General features: G+C 46.3%; 23 protein-coding genes. 21 read left to right on the top strand and 2 right to left on the bottom strand.

Annotated elements, in window-relative coordinates; translation table 11 throughout:
* Positions 1-100 precede the first annotated feature (100 nt).
* The 11 genes from pfkA (at position 101) to coaE (ending at position 13,950) form a co-directional block, all read left to right on the top strand.
* The gene (pfkA, locus tag KNO66_RS06055) at positions 101-1,069 is read left to right on the top strand and encodes a 6-phosphofructokinase (protein ID WP_012726720.1); all 969 of its coding nucleotides are present in this window, start codon (positions 101-103) and stop codon (positions 1,067-1,069) included.
* A gap of 93 nt (positions 1,070-1,162) precedes the next feature.
* On the top strand, positions 1,163-2,905 hold the full coding sequence (gene pyk, locus KNO66_RS06050) for a pyruvate kinase (RefSeq protein WP_214741341.1): 1,743 nt from the start codon (positions 1,163-1,165) through the stop codon (positions 2,903-2,905).
* Positions 2,906-2,966: 61 nt separating this feature from the next.
* Positions 2,967-3,437 (top strand): DUF441 domain-containing protein, encoded by a 471-nt coding sequence (locus tag KNO66_RS06045; RefSeq protein ID WP_214742394.1) that lies wholly within the window; start codon positions 2,967-2,969, stop codon positions 3,435-3,437.
* 184 nt (positions 3,438-3,621) lie between these two features.
* Positions 3,622-4,734 (top strand): citrate synthase, encoded by a 1,113-nt coding sequence (gene citZ, locus KNO66_RS06040; protein ID WP_214741338.1) that lies wholly within the window; start codon positions 3,622-3,624, stop codon positions 4,732-4,734.
* Positions 4,735-4,833: 99 nt separating this feature from the next.
* Complete coding sequence (gene icd / locus KNO66_RS06035) at positions 4,834-6,102, top strand: NADP-dependent isocitrate dehydrogenase (RefSeq protein ID WP_214742393.1); 1,269 nt, start codon at positions 4,834-4,836, stop codon at positions 6,100-6,102.
* A 37-nt stretch (positions 6,103-6,139) separates the two neighbouring features.
* Positions 6,140-7,072: a malate dehydrogenase gene (gene mdh / locus KNO66_RS06030; RefSeq protein ID WP_214741336.1), complete on the top strand. Its 933-nt coding sequence runs from the start codon at positions 6,140-6,142 to the stop codon at positions 7,070-7,072.
* 182 nt (positions 7,073-7,254) lie between these two features.
* Complete coding sequence (locus KNO66_RS06025; protein WP_031423155.1) at positions 7,255-7,956, top strand: response regulator transcription factor; 702 nt, start codon at positions 7,255-7,257, stop codon at positions 7,954-7,956.
* Positions 7,953-9,680, top strand: coding sequence for a two-component system histidine kinase PnpS (pnpS, locus tag KNO66_RS06020; RefSeq protein WP_214741334.1), 1,728 nt, complete (start codon positions 7,953-7,955; stop codon positions 9,678-9,680). Before KNO66_RS06025 ends, pnpS begins: the two co-directional genes overlap by 4 nt.
* 207 nt (positions 9,681-9,887) lie before the next feature.
* Entirely contained in the window at positions 9,888-12,482 is a 2,595-nt protein-coding gene (gene polA / locus KNO66_RS06015) for a DNA polymerase I (protein ID WP_214741332.1), read from the top strand.
* 21 nt (positions 12,483-12,503) lie between these two features.
* Positions 12,504-13,331 (top strand): DNA-formamidopyrimidine glycosylase, encoded by an 828-nt coding sequence (gene mutM / locus KNO66_RS06010; protein ID WP_214741330.1) that lies wholly within the window; start codon positions 12,504-12,506, stop codon positions 13,329-13,331.
* Between the two features lie 13 nt (positions 13,332-13,344).
* On the top strand, positions 13,345-13,950 hold the full coding sequence (gene coaE / locus KNO66_RS06005) for a dephospho-CoA kinase (RefSeq protein WP_214741328.1): 606 nt from the start codon (positions 13,345-13,347) through the stop codon (positions 13,948-13,950).
* 11 nt (positions 13,951-13,961) lie between these two features.
* On the opposite strand, the gene KNO66_RS06000 is transcribed toward coaE, so the two are convergent.
* On the bottom strand, positions 13,962-14,444 hold the full coding sequence (locus tag KNO66_RS06000; protein WP_214741326.1) for a site-2 protease family protein: 483 nt from the start codon (positions 14,442-14,444) through the stop codon (positions 13,962-13,964).
* Between the two features lie 158 nt (positions 14,445-14,602).
* On the opposite strand from KNO66_RS06000, the gene KNO66_RS05995 reads away from it, so the two are divergent.
* From KNO66_RS05995 to KNO66_RS05955, 9 genes are all read left to right on the top strand, one after another.
* A complete protein-coding gene (locus KNO66_RS05995; RefSeq protein WP_214741324.1) occupies positions 14,603-15,634 on the top strand; it encodes a glyceraldehyde-3-phosphate dehydrogenase in 1,032 nt (343 codons plus the stop codon).
* Between the two features lie 231 nt (positions 15,635-15,865).
* On the top strand, positions 15,866-16,252 hold the full coding sequence (gene speD, locus KNO66_RS05990; protein ID WP_026825618.1) for an adenosylmethionine decarboxylase: 387 nt from the start codon (positions 15,866-15,868) through the stop codon (positions 16,250-16,252).
* A gap of 112 nt (positions 16,253-16,364) precedes the next feature.
* Positions 16,365-16,736 carry a hypothetical protein gene (locus KNO66_RS05985; RefSeq protein WP_214741322.1) on the top strand — a complete coding sequence of 124 codons (372 nt, stop codon included), beginning with the start codon at positions 16,365-16,367 and terminating at the stop codon, positions 16,734-16,736.
* A 12-nt stretch (positions 16,737-16,748) separates the two neighbouring features.
* Positions 16,749-17,216: a transcriptional regulator NrdR gene (nrdR, locus tag KNO66_RS05980; RefSeq protein WP_012726705.1), complete on the top strand. Its 468-nt coding sequence runs from the start codon at positions 16,749-16,751 to the stop codon at positions 17,214-17,216.
* A 40-nt stretch (positions 17,217-17,256) separates the two neighbouring features.
* On the top strand, positions 17,257-18,609 hold the full coding sequence (locus KNO66_RS05975; RefSeq protein ID WP_214741320.1) for a DnaD domain protein: 1,353 nt from the start codon (positions 17,257-17,259) through the stop codon (positions 18,607-18,609).
* Between the two features lie 4 nt (positions 18,610-18,613).
* A complete protein-coding gene (gene dnaI / locus KNO66_RS05970) occupies positions 18,614-19,528 on the top strand; it encodes a primosomal protein DnaI (protein ID WP_214741318.1) in 915 nt (304 codons plus the stop codon).
* A gap of 300 nt (positions 19,529-19,828) precedes the next feature.
* Positions 19,829-21,772, top strand: a complete 1,944-nt coding sequence (thrS, locus tag KNO66_RS05965; protein ID WP_214741316.1) for a threonine--tRNA ligase — start codon at positions 19,829-19,831, stop codon at positions 21,770-21,772.
* A gap of 103 nt (positions 21,773-21,875) precedes the next feature.
* Positions 21,876-22,748, top strand: a complete 873-nt coding sequence (locus KNO66_RS05960; RefSeq protein WP_214741314.1) for a DUF1002 domain-containing protein — start codon at positions 21,876-21,878, stop codon at positions 22,746-22,748.
* A 96-nt stretch (positions 22,749-22,844) separates the two neighbouring features.
* Positions 22,845-23,258 carry a DUF2231 domain-containing protein gene (locus tag KNO66_RS05955; protein WP_214741312.1) on the top strand — a complete coding sequence of 138 codons (414 nt, stop codon included), beginning with the start codon at positions 22,845-22,847 and terminating at the stop codon, positions 23,256-23,258.
* Between the two features lie 79 nt (positions 23,259-23,337).
* Here KNO66_RS05955 and KNO66_RS05950 read toward each other — a convergent pair whose 3' ends face one another.
* Complete coding sequence (locus tag KNO66_RS05950) at positions 23,338-23,547, bottom strand: hypothetical protein (protein ID WP_214741310.1); 210 nt, start codon at positions 23,545-23,547, stop codon at positions 23,338-23,340.
* Positions 23,548-23,888: 341 nt separating this feature from the next.
* Here KNO66_RS05950 and infC point away from each other — a divergent pair, with 341 nt between their 5' ends.
* Positions 23,889-24,419 carry a translation initiation factor IF-3 gene (gene infC / locus KNO66_RS05945; RefSeq protein ID WP_012726698.1) on the top strand — a complete coding sequence of 177 codons (531 nt, stop codon included), beginning with the start codon at positions 23,889-23,891 and terminating at the stop codon, positions 24,417-24,419.
* Positions 24,420-24,425 lie beyond the last annotated feature (6 nt).

The raw sequence follows: 24,425 nt of genomic DNA, 5'->3' as shown, positions 1-24,425 counted from the left end.
ATACCCTATGCATTTTTTTCACATACTTGTGTTGTAAAACAAAGGTCAGACATGGTATTTTATTTTCAGATTTCGTTAAAACACATAAGAGGTGAGTGACGTGAATTTAAAACGTATTGCGGTATTAACAAGCGGAGGAGACGCTCCTGGAATGAACGCTGCTGTCCGTGCCGTGACCCGAAAAGCGATTTTCGAAGGTCTTGAAGTGTACGGCGTGTATAACGGCTACCAAGGATTAATCGAAGGCGATTTAGTCGAATTAAATCTCGGATCAGTCGGCGATATCATTCAACGTGGAGGTACGTTCCTTCGTTCTGCGCGTTGCCCTGAATTCAGAACAGAAGAAGGTCGCGCAAAAGCAGTAGAACAGTTGAAGAAATTCAATATCGATGCCCTCGTCGTCATCGGTGGAGATGGCTCTTATCGCGGAGCTCAAAAATTGACTGAACTCGGATTCCCGACAATCGGGCTTCCAGGTACAATCGATAACGATATCCCAGGAACGGATGCGACAATCGGTTTTGACACAGCGCTCAACACAGCGCTTGACGCGATTGATAAAATTCGTGACACGGCTTCATCACATGAACGTACGTATGTAATTGAAGTGATGGGTCGCGACGCCGGTGATATCGCGCTTTATTCTGGTCTTGCTGGCGGTGCGGAGTCGATTCTCGTCCCAGAACGTCCAGAAGATTTGAATGCCATCGTGGAACGAATCAATCACGGGATTGCACGCGGTAAGAAGCACTCGATTGTTATCGTTGCTGAAGGTGCGGGAAGTGCGGAAGAAATCGGCAAATTGATTGCTGAGAAAACGAACTCAGAAACACGTGTTACGATTCTCGGTCACATTCAACGTGGTGGTTCCCCGACTGCTGCGGACCGTGTCCTTGCAAGTCGTATGGGTGCATACGCTGTAGAGATCTTGCTTGAAGGAAAAGCGGGCCGCGTTGTCGGAATCCGCAACAATCAGATGATGGATCTCGATATCGATGAGGCGCTCGATAATAACAAGCACACGATTGATATGCAATTGATTGACCTCGTCAACCAATTGTCGATTTAAGTGGTTCAGTATGTTGCAGAGACGGGATAAGGTCTATGGCCACCCGTTTTCTGTTTGTAAGTTGCACTATATCCCCTAGGAGGTTTTTATATTATGCGTAGAACGAAAATTGTATGTACCATTGGACCGGCTTCTGAGAAGCGTCTTCCTGAAATGATTGAAGCTGGGATGAACGTTGCCCGTCTTAACTTCTCACACGGTGACTATGAAGAGCACGGTGCTCGTATCCGTGACATCCGTGAAGCGGCGAAAGCAGCAGGTAAAGTCGTCACTGTACTTCTTGACACAAAAGGTCCTGAAATCCGTACGCATACATTCGAAGATGGCAAGGCACTTCTTGAAAAAGGAAAAGAAGTGACAATCGTCTCTACAGAAGAAATCGTCGGAACAAAAGATCGTTTCTCTGTGACGTATGAAGGTCTTTACGATGATGTAGAAGTCGGTTCACACATCATGCTCGACGACGGTCTCATTGGACTTCGTGTCGTTGAAAAGCTTGATAACCGTGATCTCCGTTGTGTCATCGAAAACGAAGGAATCATCAAGACGAAGAAAGGTGTTAACTTGCCAAACGTCAAGGTAAACCTTCCTGCCCTCACGGACAAAGATATCGCGGACATCGAATTCGGGATCTCACAAGACATTGACGTGATCGCGGCATCATTTGTACGTCGTGCGTCTGACGTGGTTGAAATTCGTCAACTTCTTGAAAAACACAATGCGTCACACATCAAGATCTACCCGAAAATTGAGAACCAAGAAGGTGTTGATAACATCGAAGAAATCTTGGCAATCTCTGACGGCTTGATGGTTGCTCGTGGTGACCTCGGTATCGAAATCCCAACAGAAGAAGTAACACCAGTTCAAAAAGAACTCATCAAGAAGTGTAACGATCTCGGGAAGCCGGTTATCACTGCAACGCAAATGCTCGACTCGATGCAACGTAACCCACGTCCGACACGTGCGGAAGCATCTGACGTAGCAAACGCGATCTTGGATGGAACAGACGCAGTCATGCTTTCTGGTGAAACAGCTGCAGGGGACTATCCAATCGAGTCAGTTCAAATGCAGGCTGCCATCGCAGAACGCACTGAGCGCATGCTCGACTACAAAAACTTGTTGAAAGATCGTCAGAAGCGCAGTGAGCATACGGTAACGGATGCGATCTCACAAGCGGTTGCTCACACAGCAATCAACTTGAACGCGAAAGCAATCTTGACACCGACACAATCAGGATACACGGCTGCTCGTACAGCGAAGTACCGTCCTGAGGCGAACATCATCGCAGTCACAGAGTCAGAGCGCGTTGCACGTCAATTGAACCTCGTATGGGGCGTATATCCAATCGTTGCTGAAACAATGCCGAACAACACGGATGAAATGTTGGTTCAAGCATCAGAAGCGGCACGTCACGCTGGATTCGTCACTGACGGTGACCTCGTTGTCATCTCAGCTGGTATCCCTGCAGCGACTGCTGGTACGACGAACATGATGAAAGTTCACATCGTAGGTCACGCTCTTGCAGACGGACGTGGAATCGGTGAGCGCGGAGTTGTCGGTGAAGTTGTGGTCGCAAAAAACGCAGATGAAGCTAATGCGAAAGCAAAAGATGGCATGATTCTCGTCGCGCCATTCACGGATAAAGAAATGATGCCTGCCATCGAAAAAGCGGCTGGAATCATCACGGAAGACGGCGGATTGACGAGCCACGCTGGAATCGTTGGTCCATCACTTCGCAAGCCAGTCATCGTAGGCGTTGATGCAGCGACATCGTCGTTACGTGACGGTCAGATGATTTCAATCGACCCACTTACAGGTAAAATCTACAACGCATAATTGAACGACAATCGAACCGGCCTTCTTCAAAGGTCGGTTCTTTTTCCGTTCATAGAAAGGAATACGTATGAGTGCATATCTGTTTTTAGTTTTATTGGTATTGATTGGTGTCATCGCTCAAAACCAATCGATTATTATTGCGAGTAGTGCCCTTTTAGTGATTAAAGCTCTAGGGTTCGGTGACCAATTGTTTCCGACACTTGCATCGAAAGGAATCAACTGGGGCGTGACGATTATTACGATTGCAGTCCTCGTACCGATTGCGACCGGCGATATCGGATTTAAAGAATTGTGGAATAGTATTAAAGGGCCTGTCGGGATTGTCGCATTCGGTTCAGGAATCTTTGTCGCTTTAGCAGCTGCTCAAGGAGTTCAACTGATGCGCGTCGACCCGGTCGTCACGACAGCACTCCTCGCAGGTACGATTTTAGCGGTCGGATTCATGAAAGGCGTTCCTGTTGGACCATTAATTGGTGCTGGAATCGCGGCATTGATTTTGGGAGGATATCACGTCATTGAAAAATGGTTCTGATATTTTCTGACAACTGAAGCCGCTTACATTTCTTTTTTGCAATAAATTGTTTATACTATATAAAGGACAGGGTAAACGGAGACTGGGTGAATGCAGGGGAGAAACCCATCCCGTATCCTTATTCCCTATAAACAGACTGTTTTTACGGTCGATTATTTTAAACAAGACTGAGGGGGAGTTATGAATGTCAACGACAAAAGGGTTAGAAGGTATTGTGGCAGCAGCCTCAAAAGTCAGCTCAATTATTGACGGACAATTGACTTACGGAGGATACACCATTGATGATTTAGCGGACAACGCCACATTTGAAGAAGTTGTCTTCTTATTGTGGAACGACCGCTTACCAAATGCAGAGGAATTGACAGCGCTATCAGAAGCGCTTGTAAAAGAAGCGACGTTGCCTGAAGACGTGATCGACACGTTAAAGCGTGCACCGAAATCAGCCAATGCGATGGCGACGATTCGTACGGCGCTCTCGCAACTCGCTTTATATGATGAGGAATCTGAAGACATGAGTGATGAAGCGAACATGCGTAAAGCGATTCGCTTACAAGCGCAAGTCGCTTCAATCGTGACAGCATTCGCTCGCCTTCGTAAAGGAGAGCAACCTGTCGCTCCAAAAGAAGGTCTTTCTTACGCGGCGAACTTCCTTTACATGTTGAACGGCGAAGAACCAAGTGATGTCGCAGAAAAAACGATTGATAAGGCACTCATCTTACACGCTGACCACGAGTTGAACGCCTCGACGTTCACAGCGCGTGTGTGTGTGGCAACGCTCTCGGATATGTATTCAGGTGTTACGGCGGCAATGGGAGCACTTAAAGGGCCACTTCACGGTGGTGCGAACGAGGCAGTTATGAAGATGCTCCATGAAATCGATTCGGTTGACCGCGTCGAAGAATACGTTCGTGGTAAATTCGAACGTAAAGAAAAAATCATGGGCTTCGGTCACCGCGTTTATAAGGACGGCGACCCACGCGCGAAGCATTTGAAAGAAATGAGCCGTCAATTGACAGCTCAAATCGGAGAACCGAAATGGTATGAGATGTCTGAAAAAATTGATCATCTCGTTGAAACAGAAAAAGGATTGAAGCCGAATGTCGATTTCTATTCAGCTTCAACGTATTATGCGCTCGGTCTTGAAGAAGATCTCTTCACACCAATCTTCGCCGTATCTCGTATGTCGGGTTGGATTGCCCACATCCTCGAGCAATATGCGGACAACCGTTTGATTCGTCCGCGCGCGGAATATGTCGGTGAGACGAGCCGTAAATATGTTCCTGTGAACGAACGTTAATTCAGGACACATTTCAGACAAAAGTTTGGTAAACTAACAAGTGACGTAGGTCGGCGTACGCGTCGACCTACAGTAATGTACTTAGGGGGATTCATTATGTTGACACAAGGACAAAAGATTACAGTTGAAAACGGTGTATTGAACGTACCAAACGTTCCGACGGTACCATTCATTATTGGTGATGGAACAGGACCTGACATTTGGAATGCGGCTGTTCGCGTATTTGATGCTGCGGTTGAAAAAGCATACGGCGGCGACAAGAAAATCGAATGGATGGAAGTATACGCTGGGGAAAAAGCATATAACGAAAAAGGTGAGTGGCTCCCAACAGAAACACTCGATCAAATTCGCGAGTACTTGATTGCGATCAAAGGTCCACTCACGACACCAGTCGGTGGAGGAATTCGTTCATTGAACGTCGCTCTTCGTCAAGAGCTCGACTTATACACATGCCTTCGTCCAGTTCGTTACTTCACGGGTGTTCCATCACCAGTAAAACGTCCTGAAGACACGGACATGGTTATCTTCCGTGAGAACACTGAAGATATCTATGCTGGCATCGAGTACGCTTCAGGAAGCGATGAAGTCAAAAAACTCATCAAGTTCTTGCAAGAGGAGATGAACGTCAACAAGATCCGTTTCCCAGAAACATCAGGAATCGGGATCAAGCCGGTTTCTTCTGAAGGTACGGAGCGCTTAGTTCGTGCTGCGATCGAGTATGCGATTGCGAACGACCGTAAATCTGTGACGCTTGTACACAAAGGAAACATCATGAAGTTCACAGAAGGCGCATTCAAAAACTGGGGCTATGCACTCGCTGAAGCGGAATACGGCGACAAAGTGTTCACATGGGCACAATATGACCGTATCAAAGAAGAGTCTGGCGAAGCAGCTGCTAACGAAGCTCAGTCGAAAGCAGAAGCTGAAGGGAAAATCATCGTCAAAGATTCGATCGCAGATATCTTCCTCCAGCAAATTTTGACACGTCCACGTGAGTTCGACGTCGTTGCGACAATGAACTTGAACGGCGACTACATCTCGGATGCCCTTGCTGCTCAAGTAGGTGGAATCGGGATCGCACCTGGTGCGAACATCAACTACATCACAGGACATGCAATCTTCGAAGCGACTCATGGTACAGCTCCGAAATACGCAGGTCTCGATAAAGTAAACCCATCTTCAGTCATCCTTTCAGGGGAGATGATGCTCCGCCACATGAACTGGAACGAAGCGGCTGACCTCATCATCAACTCAATGGAGAAAACAATCGCTTCGAAAGTTGTCACGTACGACTTCGCACGTCTCATGGACGGCGCAACAGAAGTGAAATGCTCTGAATTCGCGGATGAATTGATCAAAAATATGTAATTCAAACGAATAAGTCGTCAATTGAGGAGGAGAGCTCATGATTCGTCGTAACAAAATTTCTGTAATTGGAAGTGGCTTCACTGGTGCAACCACTGCACTGTATCTGGCTCAACGTGAGCTAGGGGATGTCGTCCTACTCGATATGGAAGAAAAAGTTGGACCGACGAAAGGGAAAGCGCTCGATATGCAAGAAACGGCTCCAATCCAAGGGTTTGACGCCTGGGTCACAGGAACGTCAGATTATGCCGATACGGCTGATTCAGACATCGTTGTCATCACGGCGGGAATCGCGCGCAAGCCGGGGATGAGTCGGGACGACCTCGTTGCAACGAACGCAAACGTCATGCGTTCTGTCGTCAAAGAGATTGCCCGCTATTCTCCAGAAGCGATTTTAATCGTCTTGACGAACCCGGTGGATGCGATGACGTATGCAGCGTTCAAAGAATCGGGTTTTCCGAAAGAACGCGTCATCGGACAATCTGGCGTACTGGATACGGCTCGTTTCCGGACGTTTGTCGCACAAGAACTGAATGTGTCCGTCAAAGACGTATCCGGATTTGTTCTTGGAGGTCATGGCGACGATATGGTTCCTCTCGTACGCTATTCGTACGCCGGAGGCATCCCGCTCGAGAAACTCATCCCACATGAGCGAATCGAGCAAATCGTCGAGCGAACACGTAAAGGTGGCGGTGAGATTGTCCAACTGTTAGGTGACGGCTCTGCATATTATGCGCCTGCTGCCGCAATCGCAGAGATGGTTGAGGCGATTATCAAAGACCAGCGTCGAATCTTACCTGCCATTGCTTATTTAGAAGGTGAGTATGGATTTAACGATTTGTATCTAGGTGTCCCGACCATTCTTGGTAAGCATGGGATTGAGCAAGTACTTGAGCTCAAATTAACGGATGATGAGAAAGCAGCGCTTTCTAAATCTGCCGACTCCGTCCGCTCCGTATTAGACGTCTTATAAGTAAAAGTGCTTCCTGCAAATTTGTGGGAAGCACTTTTTTTGCGGTTTCCATCTTGTAGGACATGCTACACTAAAAGTGGATTTGTTTTGTTTTTGTAAAGATTTGCTTTGAGGTTGGTCGTTTCAAGCTTTGGTTTGTAAAATAGAGAGTGACATTTGATGGATTAAGAGGAGGAAGTAGTGTGGCTGATAAAGTAATTGTTGTCGATGATGAAGTATCGATTGCGACATTATTAAAATTTAATTTAGAGCAAGCCGGGTTTGAAGTGGAGACGGCGCATGATGGGAAAACAGGCTTAGAATTGGCTGAGAAAAAAGATGCCGTTCTCATTGTGCTCGATTTGATGCTACCGGAGATGGATGGCCTTGAAGTGTGCAAGCGACTTCGTCAACAAAAAGTCAATACGCCCATTCTGATGTTGACGGCGAAGGATGATGAGTTCGATAAAGTGCTCGGACTCGAGCTCGGTGCGGATGACTATTTGACAAAGCCGTTTAGTCCGCGTGAAGTGGTCGCACGTGTCAAAGCGATTCTTAGACGATCTGCCCCGCAAGAATCGGCGGTTGAAGAAGACGTCATTCAAATCGGTGATGTCAAAATCGTCGCTTCAAACTATGAAGTATTCAAACAGGGCGAGCGACTCGAATTGACTCCAAAAGAGTTTGAACTGTTAGCTTATTTGGCGAAAAATAAAGGACGCGTGTTGACGCGTGATCAATTGTTATCGGCCATTTGGAATTATGATTTTGTGGGTGACACACGAATCGTTGATGTTCATATCAGTCACCTTCGTGAAAAAATTGAACCGGTGACTAAGAAGCCGACATATATAAAAACGATTCGCGGTCTTGGCTATAAGATGGAGGAGCCAACTTCGGAATGAAGACTTATCGCTCTAGGTTTATGACGACGCTCATTTTTCTCGTCACCGGTGTCCTGCTTACGCTCGGGATTGTGCTCGGACAGCTGTTCAAAGATTTCTATTTGGATTCTGAACGAGACCGTCTAAAAGAAGATGCTCAACTGGCAGCCCTTTATCTTGAAGGGGGCGAGTTGGACGAGATTCGGGAATATGTCGGTCAAATCGATGACGGGAGTAGTTTTGACATTCTCCTGCTCAATAGCCGGATGGAGGTCATCGCGGGAACACCGTTTCGTGTCGGGGCCATCGATTATCAAATCGACCCTAACCTCGTGCCTGATGACGGAACATTCGGTGAGGCTGACAATGAAGATTTGATTCAATTTACAAAACCGATCGAGATGGCAACAGGTGGGACTGTCTATTTGACATTTATTCGATATGTCTCAGACTTAGAAGGAGTTTATAATCGAATTTGGTTGACGATTGCTTTAGCACTCTTCTTCTCTTTCTTTGTCATCTTGTTCGTGCTCCAACATCTGACGAACCAATTTATTCGACCGATCGATGAAGCGACGATCGTCTTACGTGAGCTGGCAGATGGGAATTATCGGGCTCGCGTGTATGAATTACGGAACGATGAAGAAACGGGTAGTCTTGCTGGATCGATTAACGTACTCGCTCGAAATTTAGAGTCCATCTCACTCGGTGAGTCCGTTCAACGAGCCAGACTCGAATCGCTCATCGAATATATGGGAGCCGGACTCCTTCTTGTTGATGAGCGAGGGATCGTCACATTGGTCAACCGCTCGTATCGTGAGATGTTCCAATATGACGATTTATCCATCGGACAATTCTATCATGGGATTTTACCAAGTCCTGATGTCGAATCGCTCATTGAAGATGTCTATTTAACGGAAGAAGTGCACCGTCGTCAATTATCCATCCGAACTGGATTCAATCAAAAAACATATATGGTATCCGCGGCACCGATTTTCAGTGATACGGGAATGCTTCGTGGGACGACGTTACTCTTCAACGACATTACAGAATTGAAGCGACTCGAGAAGATGCGCAAAGACTTTGTGGCGAACGTCAGTCATGAACTCAAAACGCCACTGACGTCCATCCGTGGATTTAGTGAGACACTCCTAGATGGAGCGAAAGAAGTGCCTGAACTTCGTGACCAGTTCTTAGACATTATCCAAAAGGAAGCGACACGGATGCAGATGCTCGTCGAAGATCTCCTCGAATTGTCAAGACTCGAGCGAGACGATTTCAAGATGGAACTGGTGTCCGTTGATTTAAATCAACTTGTCGACGAGGTATGTCTACTTCTAAGTCAAAAAGCGAACAAGAAATCGATACACCTAGAGGCGCAACATCATGGAGAAGTCATCCTTCAAGCAGACTTGAACCGGATGAAACAAGTCATCATGAACTTGGTCGCTAATGCCATCAACTATTCTCCGGAAGGCAGCCGCGTGGAAATTTTCGTTGAGGCGAAGCAAGATTCTTACGAACTTCGCGTCAAGGACAATGGAATTGGGATAGCTGAAAAAGAAGTGAGCCGGATCTTTGAACGCTTCTATCGTGTCGATAAGGCAAGAAGTCGGAACTCGGGTGGAACTGGCCTCGGGCTCGCAATCGTCAAACATATCATTGATTTGCATCATGCAACGATTGACGTCGATAGCGAAGAAGGCAAAGGAACGACGTTTACCATCAGATTTCCACGGGTTTAACAATCCCTTTATCGTTCATTCATATTTACTTTACAAAACCTTGTTATTCTATCAATGAGACCTCTTCATCATCTCGTGATCCGATCGGTGCTCATCTCCACACGATCGGGAATTTGGCCCTTTTCTATTCGTAGAAAAGGGTCTTTTTTTTCGAACGCATGTACCCGTATGGTATGATGAGTGAAGAGAAGAATGGAGGTCGATTGAATGAATAAATTACTAGTCCTGGATGGGAATTCCTTAACATATCGTGCGTTTTTTGCACTGCCTCCGATGTCGGATGCATCGGGCAGAAATACGAATGCGGTGTATGGATTTACGATGATGTTATTGAAATTGATGGAAGATGAACAACCGACTCATTTCGCCGTGGCTTTCGATGCATCGAAGAAAACGTTTCGGCACGATACGTTCGCAGAATATAAAGGTGGGCGTCAAAAGACACCTGGAGAATTACGAGAGCAGTTCCCGCTCGTGCGTGACGTTTGTCGGGCGTTCGGCATCTCAGTCTTAGAGCTCGACCGATATGAGGCGGATGATATCATCGGAACCCTTTCAAAGGACACGACCTTTGATGATGTGACCATCGTGACGGGAGATAAAGATTTACTTCAACTCATCAACGAACGCGTGACAGTGTATTTGACAAAACGAGGGATCACAGACGTCGAGAAAATGAACGAGACTGCGTTCAAGGAACGCTACGAAGGACTTCAACCGATTCAGATGATTGACTTAAAAGGGTTGATGGGTGATAAATCGGATAACATCCCGGGGATTCCAGGTGTGGGAGAAAAGACGGCGCTGAAGTTGATTACCACGTATGGGACTGTCGAAGGACTCTACGAACATACGGATGAACTAAAAGGGAAGCAGAAGGAAAAGGTTGAAGCAAACGAACGTGAAGCGAAAATGTCGAAACAGTTGGCGACCATTTATACGGACGTGCCACTCGATGTATCCGCTGACGATCTCGTCTTCAAACCATATGATGCCTCTCTCGTAAAACCGCTCTTTATGGAGCTTCAATTCAAGTCGCTGATTGGGAAATTACAAGATACTTCATCAGAAGAACCAGTCGAAAAGGAAGAACGGCCGACCATCGATGTGGCGGATCAAGACCTGTCACAAGCTGTTCTCTTACTTGAACAGTTGAAAGACGATTATTTTGAAGATGATATCATCGGGGTTGCGATTGCATCGGACCGTGGCGTGACCATTGGTGACGTGTCACTGTTACAAGATGAACGGGTCAAACAATGGATTGAGGATGAATCTCAGACGACCATCTGTCTAGATGCGAAACAGACGATCATTCAATTGAAGCGACACCAATTGACACTTCGGGGATATGAAGATCTGCTCGTCGCAGGATACTTATTAAATCTTTCTGGCGGAACGTCGCTCAGCTCGATCGCCTCTCACTTCGCATATCATCTTGAGGAAGACGAAGCGGTTTACGGAAAAGGGGCGAAAATCAAAATCCCTGAAGAGGATGTGTTCCATGCACACCTCACGGAGAAAGCACACTCAATTTTGACGTTGTTTGAGCGTGTCGCAAAAGAATTAAAAGACAATGAACAGACAGAACTATATGAGGCACTCGAAAAGCCGCTCGTATCCGTGTTAGCTGAAATGGAGTGGGCAGGTATTCATGTGAACGTCGAAACCCTTCAACATATGGAAACGGATCTTCGAGAACGACTCTCCGCGCTTGAAGTGACGATTCATGAGTTGGCTGGCGAACCATTTAACATCAATTCGCCAAAACAGCTAGGGGTCGTCTTGTTTGAAAAATTAGCACTCCCTCCTGTGAAAAAGACGAAGACAGGTTACTCGACTGCAGCGGATGTTCTTGAAAAATTGGCGCCACTTCATCCAATCATCGAAAAAATTATGCATTATCGTGAACTCGGTAAACTGCAATCAACTTATGTTGAAGGCTTGCAGAAAGTTGTAAAAGACGACGGCAAGATTCACACTCGATACACGCAGACGTTGACACAAACAGGGAGACTCTCGTCGGTCAATCCGAACTTACAGAACATCCCGATTCGATTAGAGGAAGGTCGTCGTATCCGCAAGGCGTTCACCGCAAGCGAACCAGGTTGGGTGCTTTATGCGGTCGACTACTCTCAGATCGAACTACGTATCATGGCGCATATGTCACAAGATGCGAAAATGATGGATGCTTTCCTGCACGATGAGGATATCCACACATCAACGGCAGCGAACGTATTTAAAGTATCGAATGAAGAAGTCACGTCGCTCATGCGTCGTCAAGCGAAAGCGGTCAATTTTGGGATCATCTATGGCATCAGTGACTATGGACTTTCGCAAAACCTAGGAATTACTCGAAAGGAAGCACAAACCTTTATCGATACGTATTTTGAGCAGTTTCCGGGAGTGAAGACATTCATGGATGCTGCTATTGAACGTGCGCGAGAACATGGTTTCGTGGAGACGATGTTAAAACGACGTCGAAATATTCCGGATATCCATTCAAGCAACTTTAACTTACGTGGATTTGCTGAACGTACCGCAATCAATACACCGATTCAAGGGACGGCGGCTGATATCATCAAAAAAGCGATGATTGATGTTGACAATGCGTTAAAGTCGTCAGGGCTTCAATCAAAACTCTTGTTACAAGTACACGATGAGTTAATTTTTGAAGGACCTTCCGATGAAATGGAAGCGTTAGAGAAACTCGTGACCAATGCAATGGAGCATACGGTCACACTCGATGTCCCGTTACGTGCAGACGGTGCCGTCGGGATTACTTGGTTTGACACGAAATAAACGAATAGAAAGGAAATCAGTATGCCAGAATTACCAGAAGTCGAAACGGTCTGTCGTAAGTTGCGACCATTCGTTTCAGGAAAAACGATTCAGTCCGTCGATGTACTCGACCCTAAAATTATTCGAGGACATGATGCTGAAGAATGGGTTCACCATTTAGTAGGAGAAACAATCGTAGATGTGGAACGTCGTGGAAAGTTCATTTTATTCAAACTAACGAACGGTTACCTCGTCTCGCATTTACGTATGGAAGGGAAGTTTTTCCCACATGAAACAATCACAGAACCTGTTAAACATACACATGTCGTGATAACATTTACCGATCAATCAACACTTCATTATAACGATGTGCGCAAATTTGGTACGATGGAGTTGCGGACGAATGAAACGATTCATACGACGCCACCGCTTTCCTTGCTCGCATATGAACCGTTTGATGAGCGCGTGACCGGAGAGGCGTTGCATCGACGTTTAGAACGGATGAAGACGCGAGCAATCAAGACAGCTCTCTTTGACCAGTCCATTTTCGTTGGGTTAGGTAATATTTATGTGGATGAGACACTATTTCGAGCCGGTATTCATCCGACTCGACCGGCAGCTAGCTTATCGAAGGAAGAAGTCGAAAACGTCCGAGTCGAAGCGGTTGACGTTCTGACGGAAGCAATCGAGCGCGGTGGAAGTACGATTCGAAGTTATACGAATCCAGATGGGGCAATGGGAACATTCCAAGAAAGATTGTTTGTTTATGGACAGGCGGGGGAGCCGTGTCAGCGATGCGGCCAAGAGATTGAAAAGATGAAGCTCGGCGGACGCGGCACGCATTATTGCCCAAACTGCCAACAACGCTAAGGGGTGGGCGAATATGTTGAAAATTGGGTTGACGGGTGGGATCGCAACCGGAAAGTCTACGGTGTCTCGATTGTTTCGAGAAAGAGGAATTCCGATTATCGATGCCGATTTGATTGCGCGAACGGTCGTTGAACCGGGAGGAAAGGCGATTGAAGGTGTAAAAACCGCTTTTCCGAAATGTTTTGATGGTGATGTATTGAACCGTCCTGCACTAGGAAGGGAAATCTTCCATGATAAAACGAAGCGTCAGCAATTGAATCAATTGATGCATCCGGCAATTCGTGAAGAGATGAAGGAACAGATGCGTGCTTATGAAGCATCCGGGGAATCTGTTGTCATTTTTGATATTCCTCTCTTATTTGAGGGCACAATGCTCGATCTCGTCGATTATTCTGTCGTCGTCTATTGTCGCGAAGAGATACAGTTGATGCGTCTTATGGAACGTAACGGATTGACGAAAGAAGAGGCGCTTGCCCGTATTCGCTCACAGATTCCAATCGAAGATAAAAAACACCAGGCGGATTTCCTTGTTAATAACAATGGGGCATTAGGCGATTTGCCACAACAAATTGATCGTTTGGTCGAACAATTTAAGACAATACAAAAAGAAGGCGACTAATCGCCTTCTTTTTAGTTTAACGGATCGGAGTCAGGTGAGCCTTTCTTCCATGTATCGTAGATTGCACGACCATCACTTGGATGACCGTTTGAGTAGTAAATCGGATAAAGTGAAAAGAAGATGTAGTAGAACGAGAAGTAGGCGAACTGATACGAATAGAGTGTTGGTTCGATATCTCGTCGAAGGATGAATGCGTTGACGATCAAAATACTCGCTAAATTAAAAATGGCTCCACCGCCATAGACTAGTGTACGAGTGACTTTGTTGCTCCATCTTAAATCCGTGAACTGGCACCACGCGTCGTAAAAATAGACGCGGTTTACTTGTAAACGACCTACTTTAAATAACTTCTTTCCAGTACCGATTTGCATATCGAGCGAGCCACCAAACAATTTTGCGAAGAAGAAGTGACCGAACTCGTGAATTAACGTCACAATCGGTAAAATAATGAAGAATGAGATGAAGAATTTATCGATATCTCCCCAATCAAACATCGTGACGCCTCCTTTCTCTTTGTGCATTACGCCAAAGAATTCCCCTGATTTTCAAAAAATAAACAAAGAAAAACGAAAGAAATGTGACATTACATAGTGAAAACGCTTACAGCTATCCGTTATAATGAAACCGTAATGTAGAAAAAGGGGGATGCAGCATGGGGACAAAAGTTGCAATAAACGGATTCGGTCGAATCGGGAGAATGGTATTTCGAAAGTTGATGCTTGAGGGACGTCACGAAGTAGTGGCAATCAATGCGAGCTATCCAGCAGAAACGCTCGCTCATCTGATCAAACATGATTCCATTCATGGACCATTTGAACTAACGGTTCGGGCGCAAGGGGATGCGCTCGAGGTTGATGGGAAACGAATCGAACTCATTTCAGAACGTGATCCATCACGTTTGCCTTGGGCGGACCTTGCAATCGACATCGTCGTCGAAGCAACAGGAAAATTTAATTCAGATAGCGGAGCAAAACTCCATCTTGATGCAGGTGCGAAAAAGGTCATTTTAACTGCGCCAGGTAAAGGCGATTTACGAACAATCGTCATGGGGGTCAATGATCGCGACTATCGACCGGAAGAAGACCACATCATTTCAAACGCTTCGTGTACGACGAACTGCCTAGGTCCCGTCGTAAAGGTGTTGCATTCGACGTTTGGCATTGAAACAGGGCTCATCACGACGGTGCATGCCTATACGAACGATCAAAATAACATCGATAATCCGCACAAAGATTTACGCCGGGCACGTGCTTGTGGTAGCTCAATCATTCCAACTTCAACTGGAGCTGCAAAAGCAATCGGACTCGTCATGCCAGAACTTCAAGGCAAGCTGAACGGGATGGCACTTCGCGTCCCGACACCGAACGTGTCGCTCGTTGACTTGGTCGTCGAACTACATCGTGACGTAACGGTCGATGAAGTCAATGAAGCATTTGAACGGGCGGCATTTGGTGAGATGACGGGGATTTTAGGTGTTTCTCACGAACCGCTTGTCTCCATCGACTTTAATGGGGACGACCGTTCGTCGATTATCGATATGGATTCAACGATGGTGCTTGGAGGAAACCATGTCAAAGTACTCGCATGGTACGACAACGAATGGGGCTATTCGTGCCGCGTCGTCGACTTGTTAGACATGGTTGCGAGTTACCTTCAAATCGGTCAACAAGAAACCCACGCCTAAAAAATATTACGCTCTAAAAAATATTTTCATTTTTTTTAAACAAATGTCTTGTAACGACGTCCTAAACACGTTACACTCAGTTTCGTGAACTTCAATTGGTCTGACAAACGCAACTTAAAGGGTTAGGACCTCTTAGGACTAACTTGCCCCCGTGGTTGTGGGCGATTCAGGCACAAAGTGAGTGATCATCAACTACTTTGAGACCATTGATGTAAAGGGGGATCCACTAATATGGATACTATGGGACGTCACATTATTACAGAACTTTGGGAGTGCAATCCCGACAAATTAAATGATATCGACTACATCGAGCGTTTGTTCGTCGATGCTGCTCTTCGTTCGGGCGCTGAAGTCCGCGAAGTTGCATTCCACAAATTTGCGCCACACGGTGTGAGTGGGGTCGTCATCATTTCAGAATCACACTTAACGATTCACAGTTTCCCAGAACATGGCTATGCGTCTGTTGACGTGTTCACATGTGGAGATCGAATCGATCCAGCTACGGCATCGCAATATATCGCCGAAGGATTGGATGCAAAAGTACGTGAAGATGTGAAACTTGAGCGTGGAATGGGACCGATTCGTGTTCCTGAAGCACAGGTCGCACTAACTAAATAATTCTGAAGAATCTTTTGAGGCTGGCCGTTTGACGGTCAGCCCTTTTAATTGTTTTGTTGTCGCCGTAATTTTGATATGCTTAACGTATATAACTCAGGCGTTGAGGTGGATTATGGGACTGTTAGATAAGTTACAAACACATATTGAAACGAAAGATACACATAAACATGAATCACTGCAAACTCGTTACTATGCAGCATCTCCGATTTCTATCTTACAATGGCTAGAAGGTCAGATTCAGTCAAATGGTCAGACGGTGCGTCGTATCGACTCGAATCGGGGAGAACTTTCATTCATTGGAGAAGGATGGGATGGACTCATTACAATTGTACAAGTGGATGGTGGTCGGACCGCGGTCGACTTCACATTGAATCGTGAACAGCGATTTGGGGCAGACTTGGCCCAAATTGTATCGAACTATTATGAAGCCCTTACAAAACAATTCCCGCTCCGTGCTATTGGAAATAAATCAGTCGAACGATAAGGAGGTTTGAGCATGCGTTGTCCGAAATGTGATCATAATGGAACGAGAGTGCTCGATTCCCGACCGGTGCAAGACCATTATTCGATTCGACGTCGTCGTGAATGTGAGAAGTGTGGGTATCGGTTTACAACGTTTGAGACGGTCGAACAGACACCGCTCATCATTGTAAAAAAAGATGGAAATCGTGAAGAGTTTAGTCGTGAAAAAGTGCTTCGCGGTATTATCCGTGCATGCGAAAAACGACCGGTCACGCTCGAACAGCTTGAAGGAGTTGTGACAAAAGTTGAGCAACAACTGCGCGCTCTTGCCCAGTCGGAAATTCCGAGTGAGCAAGTTGGTGAGTTGGTGATGAATGAACTTGCGCGGGTGGATGAAGTGGCATACGTTCGCTTCGCATCCGTCTATCGCCAGTTCAAAGACATCACGGTGTTCTTTAAAGAACTTGAAGATTTAATGAAGCAAGAAAATTCGACCAACTAAAGGGCGGCCCGCTGGTCGCCCTTTTTCAAGGGAGAGAGCTATGGAGAAAGAACGTACAATCTTTGGGACAGATGAATTACTTATCATGAGTACGGGTCTCGTCGACCGTGAATCGTACCAGTCCCTTTACCACCTATATCAACCTGTTATCGGAGTGAAGGCGCTCGCACTGTACCAAACGTTATGGAGCGAACTGAAACCAGGGAAAATGAAATCAAATTATATGTCACACAGTGCCTTGTGTGAGATGTTGGAGTATTCCATCAATGAGTTGATGGATAGTCTATTCCGTCTTGAGGCAATCGGATTGGTGCGAACGTATAAAACGAAGGATGCCCGCTCTACACAATACGTATATCAATTACGAGTTCCACTCGCCCCTCATACGTTTTTAAATGACGGATTGTTATCGAGCTTTCTCTTCTATAAAGTCGGGGAAGTACGATTTAAACAATTACAGGGACGTTTTACGATTGATCCGTTGCCAGCAGGCATTGTTGAAGTCACAAAAGACTTTAATGAAGTGTTTGACGTCAAAGGGGTGAACCATCGCGCGTTCACACAAAAAAATTATGAAAAGCCGGACCGGGCAAAGATTGAGATCAACTATTCGTTTGATATGGAGATTGTGAAAAAACTGACGAATTTTCCAGTCGGATTTTTCACAAAAAAATTAGACGAAACGATCACAAAACTGGCCTACGTGTCGCAGCTCGATGAAGAAACGATGGCAGAGATGCTGAAAGAATACTTTGTCCACGAAGCCTATCTCCCACTCAGCGAGCAAGAAAAGCGGGACGGGTGTCGTCAAATGGTCTTGCAGTTGAAGAAGAAACAGACCCGCCACCGGAAAGAGAAAACGGTCGAACTTGAACAGACGAAGCTTGGAGACCTCCATGACCCTGATGTGATGGAGTCCGCACACCCACATCAATATGTATCGACTCTTCGAAAGACTCCACAACTGTCAAAGAGCGACGAACAGTTGGTCATCGAGCTCGTCGATACACTTGGTCTTGCTCCAGGGGTCATCAACGCACTCTTCTATTATTGTATCGAAGTGAAGAAGCAGACACGTCTTAGTGAGAACTATGTCCTTCGTATCGCCACGAGTTGGAAGACAGCGGGCTATACGAATGCAAAAGAAGCGTTGGAGCAAGAAGCGTCACAAGATGCGCTTATCGAGAAGAAACAGCAAAAACGCGAGAGCGTGCAACGTACCACGGTCGGATCACGACGGAAACCTCAACAAGGGGATATGCCGAAATGGCTCGAAGATGAGGCTAAACAACAACGCTCGTATGACCAGGCAAGAAAAAAAGAGCTCGAGTCGTCCGTTCCAGATGATGCGGAACTTGTGAAACTATTAAATGAGTTGAAAGAGAAGGGGTGAGGGAATGGAACGAATCAATCAGTCTTTATCTCAATTGATGAATCGGAAAGAAGTCCGCGAGGCGTATGAGTCGATTCGTAAACGAACGCTCAATCATCCAGGGGTCATCGCTTTTTTGAATGCTCATCCTGAATTAGAAGAGAAGGCGATTGAGATCGGGTTTACCAAACTGAGTGAGTATGCCGAACAGATGGATGGGAAGACGTTCATCGAAGAGCAGGCCGTCATCCCCGGTCATCAACCGGTGCTATACGTCGATTTAGGACAGATTGCGATCCGTTATGAAGAGACAGTCGCACATCGTCAGGCGAGACGACAAAAAGAGATGGACCGTAAATTCAAAAGTCTATTTTTACCGGAAGAAGTCCGTGAGGCGAGTTTCGAATCCTTCGATTGGGCGGACGATGCACGTAAGATTGCATTGCGTGAAGCGATGCGTTTCGTGACGGGGATGAAGTCGGGACAAAAAGTCAATGGACTTTATCTACATGGTAGTTTTGGCGTCGGGAAGACGTACTTACTCGCCGCCATCGCCAATGAGTTGAAAGTGGCGGATATTGAAACGATTTTAGTTCACGCCCCGGGCTTTGTGTCGGAAGCGAAACGTAAAATTCGAACCGAGTCGTTCGATTCATTTTTAACGTCATTCCAACACGTGCCCGTCCTATTGATTGACGATATCGGTGCTGAAGCCATCAGCCCGTGGGTGCGTGATGAATTGTTCGGAATCATTCTTCAATATCGGATGATGCACCGTTTGCCGACGCTCTACAGTTCAAACTTTAGCGGGGAAGAGCTCGAGACTCATTTTTCAATTGACGGCTCGCCACAAAACAAAATGAAAGCACAGCGTCTCATGCAACGCATTTCCACGACGACGACCCAAATTGAATTAAAGGGTGAAAATCGCCGTCGGTAAAGGATTGTTTTTCTCGGTTGAGTTGACTATACTAAGAAGCATATAAAGGATGCACAGAAGAGGATATGGGTCATCGAGACGAGTTTTAGCGAGGGAAGGGCGGTGGAAGCTTCCTAACGACGACGATGCATTTACTCCCTCGGAGCACCGTACGGGTCAATCGTGCGGCGATTCACACTCGTTATCGTGTGTTCGAGCCAAGCATGTTGCTTGGGAACGAGGGTGGTACCACGAGAATCAAAGCTCGTCCCTTTTTGAGGGATGGGCTTTTTTTATATTCATTTTTTTGAGAGGGGACAGATGTACATGATTCAATTAACATTTCCAGATGGCGCGGTAAAAGAATTTGATGCCGGCGTCACAGCAGAAGACGTCGCAGGCTCGATCAGCCCGGGACTTCGTAAAAAAGCAATCGCAGCAAAATTAGATGGAGAACTCATCGACTACCGTCGTCCAATCGAGCATGATGGTAAAATCGAACTCGTGATGCCGGACTCGGAAGACGGTCTTGATTTGATGCGCCACTCGTCGGCTCACTTGATGGCTCAGGCAATCAAACGTCTATACGGAGAAGAGAATAACATCTATCTCGGAATCGGACCGACGATTGAGAACGGGTTCTATTACGATATCGAGATGGACCGTCGTATCAATGAGGAAGACCTTCCTGAAATTGAAAAGATGATGAAACGTATCGTCGATGAGAACTTGGAAATTACGCGTGAAGTCGTTTCTCGTGATGAGGCGCTCGCTCGTTATAAAGAGTTGGGAGACCCGCTCAAGATTGAGTTGATTGAAGACATTCCAGCCGATCAGACACTGACAATCTATCACCAAGGTGAATTCTTCGACCTTTGCCGCGGACCACATGTCCCGTCAACTTCGAAGCTGAAAATCTTTAAATTGATGAGTGTGGCTGGTGCCTATTGGCGCGGAGACTCGGACAATAAAATGTTACAACGTATTTACGGGACAGCATGGGCAACGAAAGAACAACTCGCCGAGCACTTGCGTCTTCTTGAAGAAGCGAAAGAGCGCGACCATCGTAAACTCGGGAAAGAACTCGATCTCTTCTTCGTTTCACAAGAAGTCGGACAAGGGCTTCCGATGTGGCTACCGAAAGGGGCGTCAATTCGTCGCACGGTCGAGCGCTACATCGTTGATAAAGAGCTCGAACTCGGCTATCAACACGTCTATACACCGGTTCTCGGTTCGGTCGACTTGTATAAGACATCTGGACACTGGGATCACTATCAAGATGACATGTTCCCGAAAATGGAGATGGACAACGAAGAACTCGTCCTTCGCCCGATGAACTGTCCGCACCATATGACAATCTACAAACATGAGCCGCGTTCGTACCGTGAACTTCCACTTCGAATCGCTGAGCTTGGCGGCATGCACCGCTACGAGATGTCAGGCGCGCTCACCGGTTTACAACGTGTCCGCTATATGGTCTTGAATGATGGACATACGTTCGTCACACCAGAACAGATGAAGCAAGAATTCAAAGACATCGTTCACTTGATCCAAGAAGTATACGCGGACTTCGGCATCAAAGATTATCGTTTCCGTCTCTCGTATCGCGATCCTGCCGATAAAGAGAAGTACTTCGATAACGATGCGATTTGGGAGATGGCACAGAGTCAGTTGAAAGAAACAATGGATGAGCTCGAGCTTCCATACTTCGAGGCGGAAGGGGAAGCGGCATTCTACGGTCCAAAACTCGACGTACAAGTACGGACGGCGCTCGGGAAAGAAGAGACACTCTCAACTGTTCAACTTGATTTCTTGCTTCCGGAACGTTTCGATTTGACATACACAGGACCAGACGGAAAAGATCATCGTCCAATCGTCTTGCACCGTGGTGTCGTCTCGACGATGGAACGGTTTGTCGCTTACTTGATTGAAGAGTATAAAGGCGCATTCCCGACATGGCTCGCACCGGTTCAGGTCAAGTTAATCCCGGTCTCGCATGTTCACGATGAATACGTCGCGGAAGTGAAAGCGGAACTCGTTAAGCGCGGTGTCCGCGTCGAAACAGACCTTCGTGACGAGAAACTCGGCTATAAGATTCGTGAAGCGCAGATGAAGAAGATTCCAATGACGCTCGTACTTGGAGATAAAGAACGTGATGAGCGTGCGGTCAACATTCGCCGTTACGGTCAACAAGAACAAATTTCTGCGTCACTTGATGAATTCATCGCATCGCTCACAGAAGAGATTGCGAACCGTTCACGTTAAGTGAGGGACCACCTTTCCAACCAGAAAGGTGGTTTTTTTCGGTCTATAGACGGATGTGTATTTGGTCATCTACACGTATCGTAAACATAAGGAGTGATACTTAATGAATTATATGAAGCCAGTATTGGCACTTACTATTGGGGCGGTTGCGTTCACAGGAGCGATTCCAAAAGTCGGAGCGGAGGCAATCGTCAATGACACGATTGTGACACTTGGCGAGTCGTTATCAGCAGAACAAGAAAAATGGGTACTCGAACGAATGGACGCCCCGGAAGGCATCGAACCGATTATTGCGACGGCAGCGGACGAAGAAAAATATTTAGGTGATTCTGTTCCGCAGGCACAACGTGGGGGTGGCATGTACTCATCTGCCCGAATCAAATTGACGAACGGGACTGGTCTCGATATTCAAACGGAGAACGTGACATGGGTCACGAAAGATATGTATGCGAACGCCCTCGTCACGGCCGGTGTGACGGATGCGGACATCTATATCACGTCACCGATTAACGTGACGGGTACCTCGGCTTTGACGGGGATTATGAAGGCGTACGATCAGACGGCAGCCGAAACAGGCATCGAATTGTCGGATGAACGAAAAGAATTGGCACAAGAAGAATTGGCCGTCACGTCTGAAATTGGAAAGACGGTCGGACAAGAAGATGTAGCAGGTCTCATGAACGAGATTAAAGCGGAAATTGCGAATCAAATGCCTGAAACGAATATTGAGATTCGCGATATCGTCATCCAAGTATTGAATCAAAACAACGTTCAACTATCCGAGGGACAGCTCGATCAATTGACGACCTTGTTTGAGAATATGCAACAAGCGAATCTAGATTGGTCATCGATCAGTAACGGATTAAAAGACGCTGGGCAAGATGTTCAAGCATTCTTAGAACAAGAAGAAGTGAAGGGGTTCTTTGCTCGATTGTTTGAGGCAATCGGCAATTTCTTCAAATCCCTCACAAACTAATTGTGTGGCATTGTGGAAAATTGGAGAATGCGGTAGGAATTGAATCGATTCGGGTAAATACTTTCCATTAACAAATCAATTTGAGGAGGAATCGTCATGATTGGTGGGGTCCCGCTACACCCATTGCTCGTTCATGCTCCAATTGGGTTACTGCTTTTTGGAACGCTCCTAATTTTAATCAGTTTTAAATGGACAAGTTTTCGACTGTTCGCGCTCATCACATTAGTTGCCGGATTACTATCAGGTGCGGTAGCTTTCTTGTCGGGGGATAGTGCGGAAGAATATGCGGAAGCGAATCTGCCATCAGTAACAGAGGCGATGATTGAAAACCATGAGCATTTTGCTTTATATAGCTTGATTGCTTTTGGGGTCACAATCATCTTACTCGGCATTGGATATCGTGCGAAAGGAAAGTTGTGGATCACCCTCAGTTTCGTTGTAGCTCTTATCGGTGCCGGATTGCTAGCTTATGCGGGACACCTTGGCGGCCAAATGGTATACGCACAATAATCAAAAAGACCGTCTCCCTCCATTTGAGGCAGGCGGTCTTCCTTATTAGGAATCGTTTTAACAAGCAATGGGTTTTCCATTAATACCAACGCTTATGGATATAATTTTGAGCCGACTCGTGGTCGTCGACAATTTTTAAGGTGATGCGATTCATCTCTTCTAATAAGTCTGTTAAAACCGCCTGTAATGTTTCATCTTCTAGCCCATGTGCTTGCATCGTCTTACTGACAATCTGCTGGACTTGATCATGATAGTCATGTTCTCGCGATACATCTTTTCGCCAGTTCATGTCGATCCCTCCTTTGATATTTCATTATTCCCTTTGAAAAGGTATTGCGAAACGAGAGAATGACTGGTATCATCATAAAAGTGTGAGCTACCAATTATTCATGCGCGATATCTTGACATCTTTTCCTGCTAGTGCTAAGATGACATAGTGATTAAAAACAACAAAGCAGAAGCACCCGCTTTTCACCTCGTCTGAGAGTCATCAGGCAGGTCCATCAAGTTCTTGGTTCATTCGGCATCATCTGCCGTTTTATGACCTCAACTGATGTGTGGGTGGGAAACTGCCGACGCTTTTTTTATTGCCATGTTGTCTTGTCAATCTAAATCTCGTGCAATCGCACGATGGAGGTGCTAACCATTAGCAAAGAGCTCTTTATCAACGAAAACATTCGTGCCCGTGAAGTACGTCTCATTGGCGCAGACGGTGCACAACTCGGTGTGACATCACGTAACGATGCGTTACGTTTAGCTGAAGAAGCGGAACTAGACCTCGTCTTAGTCGCGGATAAAGCAAATCCACCGGTCGCTAAAATTATGGACTATGGGAAGTACCGTTTCGAACTCCAGAAGAAGGAGAAAGAAGCGCGTAAAAACCAAAAAGTCATCCAAATGAAAGAAGTACGTCTCAGTCCAACAATCGAGGACAACGATTTCCAAACAAAATTGCGTAACGCACGCAAGTTCCTTGAAAAAGGAAACAAAGTGAAGGCTTCGATTCGTTTCCGCGGACGTGCCATCACACACTCGGAAATCGGGAAACGTGTTTTGGACAAAATGGCAGCGGAATGTGCCGATTTGGCAACAGTTGAACAAAAGCCGAAGATGGAAGGACGCAGCATGTTCTTAGTGCTGGCTCCGAACAAAGAAGATTAATTATCG

It is taken from the genome of Exiguobacterium sp. s48 (genome assembly GCF_018617395.1).
Classification (GTDB): domain Bacteria; phylum Bacillota; class Bacilli; order Exiguobacteriales; family Exiguobacteriaceae; genus Exiguobacterium.
This window is presented reverse-complemented; position numbering and strand designations above follow the sequence as displayed.

What these genes read in the sequence shown, in the direction of transcription:
- speD (WP_026825618.1), top strand. Translation starts at nt 15,866, where the DNA reads ATGGATACTATGGGACGTCACATTATTACAGAACTTTGGGAGTGCAAT.
- KNO66_RS05955 (WP_214741312.1), top strand. Translation starts at nt 22,845, where the DNA reads ATGATTGGTGGGGTCCCGCTACACCCATTGCTCGTTCATGCTCCAATT.
- KNO66_RS06000 (WP_214741326.1), bottom strand. Translation starts at nt 14,444, where the DNA reads ATGTTTGATTGGGGAGATATCGATAAATTCTTCATCTCATTCTTCATT.
- mutM (WP_214741330.1), top strand. Translation starts at nt 12,504, where the DNA reads ATGCCAGAATTACCAGAAGTCGAAACGGTCTGTCGTAAGTTGCGACCA.
- KNO66_RS05995 (WP_214741324.1), top strand. Translation starts at nt 14,603, where the DNA reads ATGGGGACAAAAGTTGCAATAAACGGATTCGGTCGAATCGGGAGAATG.
- citZ (WP_214741338.1), top strand. Translation starts at nt 3,622, where the DNA reads ATGTCAACGACAAAAGGGTTAGAAGGTATTGTGGCAGCAGCCTCAAAA.
- pnpS (WP_214741334.1), top strand. Translation starts at nt 7,953, where the DNA reads ATGAAGACTTATCGCTCTAGGTTTATGACGACGCTCATTTTTCTCGTC.
- pyk (WP_214741341.1), top strand. Translation starts at nt 1,163, where the DNA reads ATGCGTAGAACGAAAATTGTATGTACCATTGGACCGGCTTCTGAGAAG.
- KNO66_RS05960 (WP_214741314.1), top strand. Translation starts at nt 21,876, where the DNA reads ATGAATTATATGAAGCCAGTATTGGCACTTACTATTGGGGCGGTTGCG.
- nrdR (WP_012726705.1), top strand. Translation starts at nt 16,749, where the DNA reads ATGCGTTGTCCGAAATGTGATCATAATGGAACGAGAGTGCTCGATTCC.
- polA (WP_214741332.1), top strand. Translation starts at nt 9,888, where the DNA reads ATGAATAAATTACTAGTCCTGGATGGGAATTCCTTAACATATCGTGCG.
- thrS (WP_214741316.1), top strand. Translation starts at nt 19,829, where the DNA reads ATGTACATGATTCAATTAACATTTCCAGATGGCGCGGTAAAAGAATTT.
- KNO66_RS05950 (WP_214741310.1), bottom strand. Translation starts at nt 23,547, where the DNA reads ATGAACTGGCGAAAAGATGTATCGCGAGAACATGACTATCATGATCAA.
- coaE (WP_214741328.1), top strand. Translation starts at nt 13,345, where the DNA reads ATGTTGAAAATTGGGTTGACGGGTGGGATCGCAACCGGAAAGTCTACG.
- dnaI (WP_214741318.1), top strand. Translation starts at nt 18,614, where the DNA reads ATGGAACGAATCAATCAGTCTTTATCTCAATTGATGAATCGGAAAGAA.
- mdh (WP_214741336.1), top strand. Translation starts at nt 6,140, where the DNA reads ATGATTCGTCGTAACAAAATTTCTGTAATTGGAAGTGGCTTCACTGGT.
- infC (WP_012726698.1), top strand. Translation starts at nt 23,889, where the DNA reads ATGGAGGTGCTAACCATTAGCAAAGAGCTCTTTATCAACGAAAACATT.
- KNO66_RS05985 (WP_214741322.1), top strand. Translation starts at nt 16,365, where the DNA reads ATGGGACTGTTAGATAAGTTACAAACACATATTGAAACGAAAGATACA.
- KNO66_RS05975 (WP_214741320.1), top strand. Translation starts at nt 17,257, where the DNA reads ATGGAGAAAGAACGTACAATCTTTGGGACAGATGAATTACTTATCATG.